The 13,668-nt window shown below is 72.8% G+C and carries 8 protein-coding genes and 2 pseudogenes; 3 read left to right on the plus strand and 7 right to left on the minus strand.

Features of this window, described 5'->3' with window-relative positions; translation table 11 throughout:
* Positions 1 to 87: 87 nt before the first annotated feature.
* Positions 88 to 2,100, plus strand: coding sequence for a hypothetical protein (locus FHX39_RS21595; RefSeq protein WP_183336014.1), 2,013 nt, complete (start codon positions 88 to 90; stop codon positions 2,098 to 2,100).
* A gap of 184 nt (positions 2,101 to 2,284) precedes the next feature.
* Here the strand turns inward: FHX39_RS21595 and FHX39_RS01020 are convergent, their stop codons facing one another.
* Positions 2,285 to 2,914 carry a TetR/AcrR family transcriptional regulator gene (locus tag FHX39_RS01020; RefSeq protein ID WP_183336015.1) on the minus strand — a complete coding sequence of 210 codons (630 nt, stop codon included), beginning with the start codon at positions 2,912 to 2,914 and terminating at the stop codon, positions 2,285 to 2,287.
* A gap of 113 nt (positions 2,915 to 3,027) precedes the next feature.
* Between FHX39_RS01020 and FHX39_RS01025 the strand changes: the two genes are divergently transcribed.
* Positions 3,028 to 4,188, plus strand: coding sequence for a Gfo/Idh/MocA family protein (locus tag FHX39_RS01025; protein WP_183336016.1), 1,161 nt, complete (start codon positions 3,028 to 3,030; stop codon positions 4,186 to 4,188).
* Positions 4,189 to 4,264: 76 nt separating this feature from the next.
* The gene (locus FHX39_RS01030; protein WP_183336017.1) at positions 4,265 to 5,065 is read left to right on the plus strand and encodes a sugar phosphate isomerase/epimerase family protein; all 801 of its coding nucleotides are present in this window, start codon (positions 4,265 to 4,267) and stop codon (positions 5,063 to 5,065) included.
* Positions 5,066 to 5,215: 150 nt separating this feature from the next.
* Here FHX39_RS01030 and FHX39_RS01035 read toward each other — a convergent pair whose 3' ends face one another.
* From FHX39_RS01035 to kdpB, 6 genes and pseudogenes are all read right to left on the minus strand, one after another.
* Positions 5,216 to 7,171 (minus strand): APC family permease, encoded by a 1,956-nt coding sequence (locus tag FHX39_RS01035; protein WP_332836602.1) that lies wholly within the window; start codon positions 7,169 to 7,171, stop codon positions 5,216 to 5,218.
* A gap of 65 nt (positions 7,172 to 7,236) precedes the next feature.
* Positions 7,237 to 7,935 (minus strand): response regulator, encoded by a 699-nt coding sequence (locus tag FHX39_RS01040; protein ID WP_183336018.1) that lies wholly within the window; start codon positions 7,933 to 7,935, stop codon positions 7,237 to 7,239.
* Positions 7,932 to 10,502 (minus strand): ATP-binding protein, encoded by a 2,571-nt coding sequence (locus FHX39_RS01045; protein ID WP_183336019.1) that lies wholly within the window; start codon positions 10,500 to 10,502, stop codon positions 7,932 to 7,934. Before FHX39_RS01045 ends, FHX39_RS01040 begins: the two co-directional genes overlap by 4 nt.
* A gap of 32 nt (positions 10,503 to 10,534) precedes the next feature.
* Positions 10,535 to 10,771, minus strand: a pseudogene (locus tag FHX39_RS20815) (potassium-transporting ATPase subunit C); the annotation flags it as partial.
* Positions 10,772 to 11,137: 366 nt separating this feature from the next.
* A pseudogene (locus FHX39_RS20820) lies at positions 11,138 to 11,440 on the minus strand (potassium-transporting ATPase subunit C); the annotation flags it as partial.
* A complete protein-coding gene (gene kdpB / locus FHX39_RS01055; protein WP_332836922.1) occupies positions 11,440 to 13,551 on the minus strand; it encodes a potassium-transporting ATPase subunit KdpB in 2,112 nt (703 codons plus the stop codon). The gene kdpB and the pseudogene FHX39_RS20820, both read right to left, overlap by 1 nt.
* Positions 13,552 to 13,668: the final 117 nt, after the last annotated feature.

Consider the following 13,668-nt stretch of genomic DNA (forward strand, 5'->3'; position numbering starts at 1 on the left):
GCTCCTTGCGCGCCGGTCCCCGGGCCACCCCCGCACCCCTCGTGCGGTCGGCCTACCTCCCTGAACTCGTAGAGAGAAGCAACCCCCATGAACGCATGGTTCACCCGTCTGCTCGCCGGAGCAGCCTGCACGGTCGGCGCCTTGGCGCTGACGACCGGCGCCGCCCACGCCGATGATCACGACGGTGGTCTCGACCTCGGGATCGTGAAGGTCTCGACCCATCACGACAAGTCCTCCGGCTCGAAGTCGAGCAGCCACAAGTCGTCCAGCTCGAAGTCGCATTCGGGTGGGTTGAAGGTGTCGCTGCGGACGCCGGTGAAGGTCCGCGCCGACGTCAACCTCGGCTCGCGCCACTCCTCAAACAGCGTCCGCGTCGGCACCGGCGGCGGCTCCGGCTCGCGCAGCAGCAACCAGGTCGCCGTCCGCGTCGGCACCGGCAACAGCTCCTCGCACCGGTCCACGAGCAGCCGGGCGACGAGCAACCGGACGTACGTCCAGGTCCAGGCCCACGCCCGCGCGGTCAAGGCCGAGCAGAAGGCGGAACGGGCCAAGCAGGCCAAGGCGAAGGCCAAGGCGGTCAAGGCGGCGAAGGTGAAGGCCGCGAAGGTGAAGGCGGCGAAGGTGAAGGCGGCCCAGCAGCGTCAGCAGGCTCTCGAGGTGCGGGCTGATGCGGCGCTGCTGAAGGGTCTGATCCCCGCGACCCGGGTCCTGGCCGACGGGCGTGTCCTGGACTTGCCGGTCCGGGCCTGCGTCCTGGTGAACACCGACGGCTGCGACCGCACCCCCGACCCGACCCACACCGGCACGAACCCGGGCGCCGGCGACACCGGTGGCGGGCTCGGGTCGAGCCCGCTGCTGACCTCGGTGGTCACCGCCACCGCGACTGACGTCCCCGTCGTCGGCGACCTCGACGCCTGCGCCCTGATCAACGCCACGGGCTGCACCACGGGCACCGGCACCACCGGCCTTGGCTCTGGGACCAGCAACACCGGGTCGGGCAGCACCGGCTCGGGCAGCACCAGCTCGACGAACGAGCTAGTCACCGCCATCGTCACCGCCACCGCTGACCTGCCCGTCGTGGGCGACGTGAACGCCTGCGCCCTCATCAACGCCGGCAGCTGCACCACCGGCACCAACCCGGGCACCGGCACCAGCCCGGGCACGGGCACCAACCCGGGCACGGGGAACACCGGCTCGAACCCCACCAGCTCGACCAACGAGATCATCACCGCGATCGTCACCGCCACCGCCGACCTCCCGGTCGTCGGCGACGTGAACGCCTGCGCCCTGGTCAACGCCGCCGGCTGCACCACCACCGGCACCGGCACCAACCCGGGCACCGGCAACACCGGCTCGACCGGGTCGAACCCGAACACCTCGACCGACCCGATCGTGACCGCGATCGTCACGGCCACCGCCGACCTGCCCATCGTGGGCGACGTCAACGCCTGCGCGCTCGTCAACGCCACCGGCTGCACCACCGGCACCGGCACCGGCACCGGCTCGAACAACCTGCCGGCGCTGCCGGTGATCGTGCCGCCGGTCGTGGGTCAGGCCACCGCTGACCTGCCCGTCGTCGGCACCGTCGACGCCTGCCTGCTGATCAACGCCCTCGGCTGCACCAGCGGAACCGGCACCACCCCGACCGGGCCCACCGGCCCGGCCGTCCCGATCATCCCGGTCGTCATCGGCGAGGTCGGCACCACCATCCCCGGCGTCGGCGGCGTCGACGCCTGCGTCCTGATCAACGCCACCGGCTGCACCACCGGAACCCCCACCACCCCCACCACCCCGACGACCCCGACCACGCCCGGCGACGGCAACGGCGGCGACGACGGCAACGGCGACAACGGCGGGAACAACGGCGGCGGCAACAACGGCGGGAACCGCAACGGGAACAACGGCAACAGCGGGAACGCCAGCACCGTGTTCCTGACCGGCCCGCAGGGCCAGGCCGGCAACGGCCTCGGCGGCAACAACGGCGACGACGACCGGCTCGCTCAGACCGGCGCCGCGGCCGGCCTCGCGGGTCTGCTCGGCGGGGGACTGCTCCTGCTCATCGGCGGGCTCAGCCTCACCCTGCGCCGCCGTCGCAGCTGACCACCAGCTGACCACCAAGAACCGGACCCACTAGTCCGGCCACGAGCAGTCCGGGCACCAGACGCGGGGGCGTCTGGTCCCCGGCACCCACCGCCCGTCGGTCGGTTCGGCGCCCACCCTGTCCTCGGGGGGTGGCGCGCTGAACCGGCCGACGGGCCGTACCCACGCCCGGGGTCGTACGGTCTCAGCCCGCCCAGCGGGCCAGCGTCGACTCGAGGAACCGGTCGAACAGCTCGAGCAGGTCGACCCGGGGGTCGAGCAGCCACTGCAGCTCGATGCCATCCATCGCCGCGACGAAGAGCCGCGCCTCCTGCTCCACCTCGGTCTCGCTCAGCGGCGTCACCTCGCCGTCGGCGACCGCCTCGTGCAGGTGTCGCTGGTGCTCGGCCACGACCATGGCGTAGCGGTGCTGGACGAACGTCCGCGCCGGGTGCGCGGGGTTCGTCGCTTCCGCGGTCAGCGTCAGGAACAGCTCGATCAGACCGCGGTGGGTGGCGTTGTAGACCATGGCCTCCCGCATGCTGCGCATCCACGCCAGGCCGCGCAGGCCGTCGGTCCCCGCGGGGCGGCTCTCGCGCGCCCACTCCTCGAGCACGGCGGTGAGCAGCCCCTCCTTGGTCCCGAAGTACTGCACGAGCGAGGCGGACGAGACGCCCACCCGCTCGCCGATGCTGCGCAGCGAACCGCCGTTGTAGCCGCGCTCGGCGAAGACCTGGGCGGCGGCGCTGACGATCTCCTGGCGCCGCTGCACGCCCTTGCGGTAGGGCCCGCGCTCGGCCCGCGCCGCCTTCGCGGTCTCGGAGACCACGTCCATGTCTGCACCTCCCACCCCCGGGTTGCACCAAAACTTAGCAGTTGGTTACGATTCAATCGAAGCGGCCGTCGGTACGCGGCGACCCGTCAGAGCAGACGAGAGAAGGCGATCGAGTGTCGTCAGGCAACGGACCCGTCGGTATCGGGTTCATCGGCACCGGCATGATCAGCAGCACCTACCTGGAGAACCTGACGCGGTTCCCGGACGTGCGCGTGGTCATCCTGGGCGACCTGAACGTGGCCGCGGCCAAGGCGCAGGCGGACCGCTTCGGCGTCGCCGAGTCGGGCACCCCCGAGGACGTGCTCGCGCACCCCGAGGTCGAGCTGGTCGTCAACCTCACCATCCCGGCCGTGCACGCGCAGGTCTCCGGCCAGGCCGTCGCCGCCGGCAAGCACGTGTGGTCGGAGAAGCCGATCAGCACCGACCGCGAGAGCGGCCGCGAGCTCCTGGCCCAGGCGGCCGCGGCCGGCCTGCTGGTGGGCATCGCCCCCGACACCGTGCTCGGCCCGGGCGTCCAGAGCGCCCGCCGCGCCATCGCCAACGGCGACATCGGGCAGCCGCTGTCGGCGCAGACCGTCATGCAGTACATCGGGCCGGACACGTTCCACCCGAACCCCGAGTTCCTGTTCGCCAAGGGCGCCGGCCCGCTCTTCGACATGGGCCCGTACTACGTCACCACCCTGGTGCACGTCTTCGGCTCCGTCGCCAGCGTCGCGGCCTTCGGCTCGCAGAGCCGGGCGCAGCGCTCGGTGCTGGTCGGTGACCGCCGTGGCACGGCGTTCGACGTCGAGGTCCCGACCCACGTGTCGGCGATCGCGCAGTACGTCGACGGCGGCGTCAGCCAGAGCGTCTTCAGCTTCGACTCCCCGCTCAAGCGGCAGGGTGTCGTCGAGGTCATCGGCACCGAGGGCACGCTCGTCATCCCCGACCCCAACCGGTTCACCGGCGAGATCAAGATCGCTCGCGGTGTCTCGATCACCGACGGCGGCGACCAGGAGGCGGTCCAGGCCGCCCTCTCCGCCCCGCAGGTGTGGGAGGACGTGCCGGTCACCGGTGTGTACGCCGAGCGCGGCCTCGGTGTGCTCGACCTGGCCCGCGCCGCCCGTACGGGTGGGCGGCCCCTCGCCTCCGGCGACCTCGGCTACCACGTGCTCGACACCCTCGTCTCGATCGACGAGTCGGTGCACGAGGGCCGCGTCGTCGAGGTCGAGAGCCGGGTCGAGCGGATCCCCGCCGTCGCCGAGGACTTCGACCCGTTCGCCCGCACGCTCTGAGCGCGTACGGCCCGACCTCGTACGCCCCGCACCACCGCTCGTCACCACATCCGCAGAGACGCAGAGGAGAACGCGCATGACCACGCCCCAGATCTCGGTCCAGCTGTACTCGATCCACGAGGCGCTCGACGCCGACCTGGACGGCTCGCTCGCCAAGCTCGCCGAGACCGGTCTCACGACCGTCGAGGCTTTTGACTTCGTCCGTCGGGCCGACGCGCTCAAGGCGTCGTTCGACCGCTACGGCCTCAGCTCGCCGACCGCGCACGCGGTGCTGATCGAGAAGGAGGCCAACACCCCCGACGGCCTGCTGACCCGCCCGCCGGCGGAGGAGGTCTTCGCCGCTGCGCAGACCCTCGGCGTGCAGGTCGTCATCGACCCGTACGTGCCGCTGGACCACTGGCAGACGCTCGAGGACGTGCAGCGCAACGCCGACCGCCTGAACGAGGCCTCGGCCAAGGCGGCCGAGCTGGGCCTCAAGGTCGGCTACCACAACCACGACCACGAGCTCTCGGCCACGCTCGACGGCACGCCCGTCCTCGAGCTCTTCGCCAGGCTGCTCGACCCGGCCGTCGTGCTGGAGGTCGACCTCTACTGGGCTGCCGCGGGCGGGGTCGACCCGGTCGCGCTGCTGAAGCGCCTCGGCGACCGCGTGATCGCCGTGCACGTGAAGGACGGGCCGATCAAGCCGGGCACCTCCTCGCGCGACCTGCCGCGTACGCAGCAGCCCGCCGGCACGGGCGACGTCCCGCTCGCCGCCGCGCTCGAGGCCGCCACGAGCGCGCAGTACGCGGTGATCGAGTTCGACCACTACGAGGGCGACATCTTCGCCGGCATCGGCGAGAGCTACGCCTGGCTGCGGAAGACCCTCGGGCAGTAGTCGCGCGCGGGCGCCCGTCGCCCGCGGTGCACGAAAAACTGGTGCTCACCACGGCAGATCTGCCGTGGTGAGCACCAGTTTTTCACGTGAACGTGAAAGTCCTGAGGCTCGCCCGTCCTCGCCGGAGGTGACGCCGGGCGAGGGGGCGGGTCAGCCGACGTGCACGTGCGGGCGGCGGGTGCGGTCGGGCTCCGCGCGACGCAGGACCTCGCGGGTCACCGGGGCGGCCTCGCCGACGCCGAAGAGGAAGAACCGGAGCAGGTTGAGGGCCGGGTTGCCCTCGGTCCACTCGAAGTAGACGTGCGGCAGCCGACCCGTCCGGTCGCGCGTCTCGAGCAGCAGGGCGGCGATGGCGTTGGGTACGGTCGAGCCGCGCAGGCGGAGCACGCGGTAGCGGCCGTGCCGGACCTCGCCGACCACGTCCAGCCGGCTGGCGAAGTCGGACGGGTCGGTGATCGTGATCTCGACGAAGATCACGTCGTTCGGGTCGGGGATGTCGTTGTCCCGGGTCACCTGCCGCAGCTTGTCGCTGTACTCGCCTCGGTCGCCCCGGTCGGGCTCGTTGGCGATGAACCGGATGGTGCGGTGCGAGCAGTCCCGGACGAAGGTGCTCGCGAGCTGGTCGAAGGTCACCTTGCTGACCCGGAGCTCGAAGGCCCGGCCGAACCGGGAGACGAACGACACCAGCAGGATCGCCGCGATGAAGACGGCCGCGATCTTGACCCCGTCGGGACGCTCCACGACGTTCGCGCCGGTCGTGTAGAGGAAGACCACGGCGATGATCCCGAACGCGACGGTCAGCTTGCGCTGGCGGGCCCGGAGGGCGGCGAGCGTCACCGCGACGGCGGCGGAGGAGATCAGCACCAGCACGCCCGTGGCGTACGCCCCGCCCTGCGCGTCGACGTCGGCGCGGAACAGGATCGTGATCACGAACGCCCCGCCGATCAGGATCAGCACGAGCGGTCGCACCGCGCGGGCCCACGCGGGTGCCATCCCGTACCGCGGCAGGTAGCGGGGGATCAGGTTGAGCAGTCCGGCCATGGCCGAGGCACCGGCGAACCACAGGATCGCCACCGTCGACACGTCGTAGACGCTGCCGAAGGTGCTGCCGAGGTAGGAGTGGGCGAGGTAGGCGAGCGCGCGCCCGTTGGCGGGGCCGCCCGGCTGGAAGTCGGCGGCCGGGATCAGCAGCGTCGTCACCAGGCTGCTGCTGATCAGGAAGACGCTCATGATCACCGCGGCGGTGGCGAGGAGCCGGTGAGCGCCGCGGATGCGACCGGTCGGGCGCTCCGGCGTGTCCCCCGGGGCGCTGTGGATCTGCGGCATGATCGCGACGCCGGTCTCGAAGCCGGACAACCCCAGCGCGAGCTTGGGGAACACGAGCAGGGCGATCAGCAGGATCATCAGCGGGTCGCCGTGCTGGGTGGTCAGCGCCGTACGCCAGTCGACCCACACGTGCGGCTCGGCGAGCACATGAGCCGCGGCGACGCCGATGACGACGACGTTGAGGACGAGGTAGGTCGCGACCAGCGCGACGGCGATCCCGATCGCCTCGGTGAAGCCGCGCAGGAAGACGACGCCGAGCAGCCCGAGCAGGACGAGCGTGACGACGACCTGGTGGCCGCCGAGGTACGGCTCCAGGTGCGGGTTCTCGGTCAGGTGCGCGGTGGCGTCGGCGGCCGACAGCGTCATCGTGATGATGAAGTCGGTGGCCGCGAAGCCCAGCAGCACGAGGACGAGGAGCTTGCCCTTCCAGAAGGTCAGCAGCCGTTCGAGCATGGCGATCGAGCCCTCGCCGTGCGGGCTCTCCTTGGCGACCCGGCGGTAGACGGGCAGCGCGCCCAGCAGGGTGAGCGCCACCAGGACGACCGTCGCGATCGGGCTCACGGCGCCGGCCGCGAGGGCCGCGATGCCCGGCTGGTAGCCCAGCGTCGAGAAGTAGTCGACCCCGGTGAGGCACATGACCTTCCACCAGGAGTGGGTCTTCTCCGCGGGCGGCGGCGCCGCGTGCGGGCCGGGGTGCCGGGCCGGGTGTTCCTCGGTGCCGCGCATGAGCCAGGTGCGCAGGCCGGTCGAGCGCACGTCGGGCGGGAGGGTGGTGACCACGTGTCCCAGTGAAGCCACGTAGGGGCCTGTGCGGGAGGGACTTCTACGGGATCTCTACGCGTCGCTCAGGGCTGGAAGCGGTAGCCCATCCCGGTCTCGGTGATCAGGTGGCGCGGTCGGCTCGGGTCGGGCTCGAGCTTGCGGCGCAGCGTCTTCATGTACTGGCGCAGGTAGTGCGTCTGCTCCACGTACGTCGGACCCCACACCTGGAGCAGCAGCTGGCGCTGCCCGACCAGCCGCCCGGGCTGACGGACCAGCACCTCCAGCAGCTGCCACTCGGTCGGGGTCAGGTGCAGCCGGTCGTCCCCGTCCGGGCCGGCGGGACCTCCCGCCCGTCGGGCCGTGCGGTCCTCGACGTCGACGAGCCAGTCGCCGATGCGGACCGGGCCGGCGGGCTCGGGCTCGCCCGTGCGTCGGGTCACCGCCCGAACGCGGGCGAAGAGCTCGTCGACGTTGAACGGCTTGGTGACGTAGTCGTCGGCGCCCGCGTCGAGCGCCTCGACCTTGGCCTGGCTGTCGAGCCGGCCGGACAGGATGAGGATCGGCACGGAGGTCCAGGTGCGCAGGGACCGGACGACCTCGACGCCGTCCACGTCGGGCAGGCCGAGGTCGAGCACCACCAGGTCGGGGTGCGCGTCGGTGGCCGCCTGCAGGGCGCCGCGGCCGCTGCTCGCGGTCACGACCTCGTAGTCGCGGGCCTGCAGGTTGATCCGCAGCGTCCGCAGGATCTGCGGCTCGTCGTCGACGACCAGGACGCGGGTCATGCGGGCTCCTGCGGGGGGTGGGCGGAGACCGAGGGCAGCGAGATGGTCATGGTCAGTCCACCACCCGGCGTGTCCTCCGGCGTCAGGGTGCCCGCCATCGCCTCGACCAGGCCGCGCGAGAGCGCGAGGCCGAGCCCGACGCCGGTGCTGTTGTCGCGGTCGCCGAGCCGCTGGAACGGCAGGAAGATCTGGTCGCGGTCGTCCTCGGGCACGCCGGGCCCGGTGTCGGTCACGCGGACCTCCACGCGGTCGCCGTGCGCGCTCGCGGTGATGCCCGGTACGGTGCCGGGCGGGCTGAACCGCAGCGCGTTCTGCACGAGGTTGGCCACGGCCCGCTCGAGCAGCGCCGGGTCGGCCCGCACCTCGGGCAGGTCGTCGGCGATGCGGATCGAGACGGGCGCCCCTGGCGGCCCCAGGCTCGCGACCGCCCCGGACACGACGTCGGCGACGTCGACCTCCTGGACGAGCAGGGCCAGCGCCCCGGCCTGCAGCCGGCTCATGTCGAGCAGGTTCTCGACCAGCGCGGCCAGGCGGTCGAGCGAGCCCTCGGCGGTGTCGAGGAGCTCCTCCTGGTCGTGCGCGCTGAGGTCCAGGTCGGGGGAGCGGAGCGTCCCGACGGCGGCCTTGGCGGAGGCGAGCGGCGTACGGAGGTCGTGGCTGACCGCGCTGAGCAGCGCCGTGCGGACCCGGTCGACCTCGGCCAGCGAGCCGGCGGTCGCGGCCGTCTCCTGCAGCCGCTCGTGCTGCACGGCGCCGGCGGCCTGCGCGGCGAACGCCTCGAGCACCCGGCGGGCGTCGGCCTCGAGGGGGTGCCCGACGAGCACCAGGCTGTAGCGCTGGTCGACGTGGACCTCGGCGTCGCCCTGGCTCGGGGTGCGGACGACCGGTTCGCCGACCGACGCGACGACCTGCCAGGCGTCGTCGCTGCGCTCCACGTCGGGCCCCTGGCCGGCCTCGTCGCGGCGTTCCAGGAGCGTGACCCCGTCGAGGGCGAAGGTCTCGCGGACCTGGTGGAGCAGGGCGTCCAGCGGGCGTGAGCCGCGCAGCACGCTGCCGGACAGGGTGAAGAGCGTCGCGGCCTCGGCCCGCGCGCTGAGCGCCTCCCGCGTACGCCGGGCCGCCGCGTCGACGACCGTGCTGAGGGAGAGCGCGACGACGAGGAAGGCCACGAGGGCGACGAGGTTCTCGCGCTCGGCGATGGTGAAGAGCCGCAGCGGCGGGGTGAAGAAGTAGTTCAGCAGCAGGAAGCCGCCGACCGCCGCGACCAGGGCCGGCAGCATGCCGCCGACCAGGGCGACGGCCACGACCAGGAGCAGGAAGAAGACGAGGTCGGTGGCCAGGGACGCGTCGCCGGCGAACTGCTGGAGCAGCGCGGTGAACACCGGGAGCCCGCCGACGGCGAGCGCCAGCCCGGCGAGCCGCCGGCCCCGGCCCAGCGCGCTGGACCGGCCACCACGCAGCCAGTGGCGCAGGGCCTGGCTGCGGCGAGCCGTGCGCTCGTGGGTCACCAGGTGCACGTCGAGGGCGCCCGACTCCGCGGTCGTCGTCATCCCGACGCCGGGGGCGAGGAGCTGGGCCCAGCGGCCGCGACGGCTGGTGCCGAGGACGAGCTGGGTGGCGTTCACCGCGCGGGCGAAGGTGAGCAGCGCGTCCGGCACGTCGCTGCCCACGACCTGGTGGTACGTGCCGCCGAGGTCCTCGACGAGCTCGCGCTGCAGGGCGAGGTGGGCCGGGCTGCCGGCGCTCAGCCCGTCGCTCCGCGCCACGTGCACGGCGAGGAGCTCGGCCGCGGTCGCCCGCGAGGCGATCCGCGCGGCGCGGCGGATCAGGGTGTCGCCCTCGGGCCCGCCGGTGAGCGCGACGACGACCCGTTCCCGGGTCTCCCACGGGGAGCCGATGCCGTGCTCGGCCCGGTAGCGCTCGAGCTGCTCGTCGACCTTGCCCGCGACCCAGAGCAGCGCGAGCTCGCGCAGGGCCGAGAGGTTGCCGATGCGGAAGTAGTTGCCCAGGGCGGCGTCGACGCGGTCGGCGGGGTAGACGTTGCCGTGCGCGAGGCGGCGCCGCAGCGCCTCCGGTGCCATGTCGATCAGCTCGATCTGGTCGGCCTGGCGGACGACGGCGTCGGGCACGGTCTCGCGCTGGCGGGCGCCGGTGATGTCGCCGACGACGTCGTTCAGCGACTCGAGGTGCTGCACGTTGAGCGTCGTGACGACGGTGATCCCGGCGTCGAGGAGGGTCTCGACGTCCTCCCACCGCTTCTCGTACCGCAGGCCCGGCGCGTTGGTGTGGGCGAGCTCGTCGACGAGCACGACCTGCGGGCGCCGCGCCAGCACGGCGTCGAGGTCGAGCTCGACGAGCTCCGAGCCGCGGTAGGAGACGGTCGTGCGGGGCACGACCTCGAGGCCCTCGAGCAGGTCGGCCGTGTGCTGCCGGCCGTGCGTCTCGACGATGCCGACCACGACGTCGGTGCCGCGGGCGAGCCGGCGGTGGCCCTCCTCGAGCATCTTGTAGGTCTTGCCGACGCCGGGGGCGGCGCCGAGGTAGACCCTCAGCTCACCTCTGCCCACCACGTGATCATCCCTCCTGCGCCTCTCCCCGTTCAGCCGCGCGCCGGGAAGCGCGCGTCCAGGTCCAGGTTGAGCTCGAGGACGTTCACCGTCGGCTCCCCCAGGAAGCCGAGCGCCCGGCCCTGCGTGTGCCGCTCGACGGCGGCGGTGACGTCGGCCGGGGAGACCCCTCGGGCCGTGGCCACACGGGCCACCTGGAGGGCGGCGTACGCGGGACTGATGTGCGGGTCGAGGCCGGACCCGCTCGCGGTGACGGCGTCGGCCGGGACCGCGGGGACGGCGGGTGCGTCACCGCGTACGGGTCTGGTGACGGACCCGGTGAGGTCCTCGCCCGGGGTCGCGCACTCGACGCGCACGCCCTCGTACGACGCCAGGAACGGCTGGGCGGGGCAGGCCTGGTTGACGCTGACCACGCGGACGACCGGACCGGCGAGACCCTCGGCGTGGAACACGGCCAGGACCGCCCCGACGCCGTCGGTCGTGCAGAAGGGACGTCGGCCGTCGACCCCGTCCGCCTGCCCCACGGCGACGCTGCGCGCGCAGACCTGGGTCAGCAGGCTCGGCGAGCCGGCGGCCTCGTCGCTGTCCGCCGGGGCGGAGGGGTCGGGCAGCGTGTCGACGACGTCCTCCGGCCCGAGGTTCGACGCGCTGGTCGCCGTCGGGTCGTAGCCGTCGCCGGCGGCGGACGGACGGGTCTGGAAGTACGGCGCCAGCGCGTTCCCGTCGGCGTCGGTGAAGGACTGCCCGACGAGCCGGCTGCCCACCGGCGTGTCGGAGCCCGCGCGCGTCACGAGCGAGCCGTCGGCCCGGCTCTGGAGCCCGGGGAGCTGGGCGACCGCCAGCACGGCGAGGGGGTAGGCGAGACCGAGGAGCACGGTCAGGACCAGCAGCGCCCGGAGGGCGGCGAGGTGGGTGGACAACCAGGACGGACGACGCATCAGGACAACCCGGGGATGAGAGCGAGGAGGAGATCGATGATCTTGATCCCGACGAACGGGGCGACGATGCCGCCGAGGCCGTAGACCAGGAGGTTCCGGCGGAGCAGGGTGCTCGCGCCGCCGGGGACGTACCGGACGCCGCGCAGGGCGAGCGGCACGAGGGCGACGATGATCACCGCGTTGAAGATCACGGCGGAGAGGATCGCCGTGGTGGGGCTGTGCAGCCGCATCACGTTGAGCGCGTCGAGGCCGGGGTAGACCACGGCGAAGATCGCCGGGATGATCGCGAAGTACTTGGCGATGTCGTTCGCGATCGAGAACGTCGTGAGCGCGCCGCGGGTGATCAGCAGCTGCTTGCCGATCTCGACGATCTCGATCAGCTTGGTCGGGTCGGAGTCGAGGTCGACCATGTTCCCGGCCTCCTTCGCCGCCGAGGTGCCGGTGTTCATGGCCACGCCGACGTCGGCCTGGGCCAGCGCGGGCGCGTCGTTGGTGCCGTCGCCGGTCATGGCGACGAGCCGGCCGCCGGACTGCTCGGCCTTGATCAGCGCCATCTTGTCCTCGGGCGTGGCCTCGGCGAGGAAGTCGTCGACGCCGGCCTCCTCGGCGATGGCCTTCGCGGTCATCGGGTTGTCGCCGGTGATCATGACCGTGCGTATGCCCATCCGGCGCATCTCGTCGAAGCGCTCGCGCATCCCGCTCTTGACCACGTCCTTGAGGTGGATCACCCCGAGCGCGCGGGCCGGTTCGTCGCCGCGCTGCTCGGCGACCACGAGCGGCGTGCCGCCCGAGGCGCTGATGCCGTCGACGACCTCACCGACGCGGGGGTCCGGCTGGCCGCCGTTCTGGCGGACCCAGGCGAGCACGGCGGCCGTCGCGCCCTTGCGGACCTGGAGCGTGACGCCGTTCCCGTCGTGGTCGGGCAGGTCGACCCCGGACATGCGGGTCTGGGCGGTGAAGGGCACCCAGGTGGCGCCCTCCAGCTCACCGGCCGGGCGGGCGCGGAGCCCGTAGCCGTTCTTGGCCAGGACGACCACGGAACGTCCCTCCGGCGTCTCGTCGGCCAGGCTCGACAGCTGCGCGGCCTCGGCCAGCGCCAGGGCGTCGACCCCGGTCGCGGTGACCAGGTCGACGGCCTGCCGGTTGCCCAGCGTGATCGTCCCGGTCTTGTCGAGCAGGAGCGTGCTGACGTCGCCCGCGGCCTCGACGGCCCGCCCGGACATGGCCAGGACGTTGCGCTGCACCAGCCGGTCCATGCCGGCGATGCCGATGGCCGAGAGCAGGGCACCGATGGTCGTCGGGATCAGGCAGACGAGCAGCGACACCAGCACGATGCCGGTGACGCCGTCCGCGCCGATGACCCGGGAGCCGCCGGTGACGCCCTGCACGGCCGAGGAGTAGATGGCCAGCGGCTGCAGGGTCGCGACGGCCAGCAGGAAGACGATGGTCAGCGCCGAGAGCAGGATGTTCAGCGCGATCTCGTTCGGGGTCTTCTGCCGGTTCGCCCCCTCGACCAGGGAGATCATCCGGTCGAGGAAGCTCGCGCCCGGCTCCTGCGTGATGCGGACGACGATGCGGTCCGACAGCACGCGGGTGCCGCCGGTGACCGCGGAACGATCGCCGCCCGACTCCCGGATCACGGGCGCGGACTCGCCGGTGATCGCCGACTCGTCGACCGAGGCGATGCCCTCGACGACGTCGCCGTCACCGGGGACGACCTGGCCCGCCTCGACGACCACGAAGTCGCCCCGGCGGAGCTCGGCCGCGGCCACGCCCTGCTCGTCGAGCTCCGTGGCGCCCGGCGTCCAGCCGGTCAGTCGACGGGCCGTGGTGTCCTCGCGCGTCCTGCGCAGGGCCTGGGCCTGGGCCTTGCCCCGCCCCTCCGCGACGGCCTCGGCCAGGTTCGCGAAGACGACGGTCAGCCACAGCCAGACGGTGATCGACCAGGCGAAGAGGCTGGGGTCGGCGATCGCGAGGACCGTGGTGAGGACGGAACCGACCTCGACCACGAGCATGACCGGGTTGCGCCAGAGCGTGCGCGGGTCGAGCTTGCGCACGGCGTCGGGCAGGGACGTGACCAGCAGCCGCGGGTCGAGGACGCCGCCGCCGATGCGGCGTGGTTCCGGGGGTCGGGGCTCCAGCGCGGTGGGCGTCTGGGTCGTCGGGTCCTGGGTCGCGGTGCTCACCGCGTCACCTCGTTCTGGGAGTGGGTGCTCTGGGTCGTGCTG

This window comes from Microlunatus antarcticus, assembly GCF_014193425.1.
GTDB lineage: Bacteria > Actinomycetota > Actinomycetes > Propionibacteriales > Propionibacteriaceae > Microlunatus > Microlunatus antarcticus.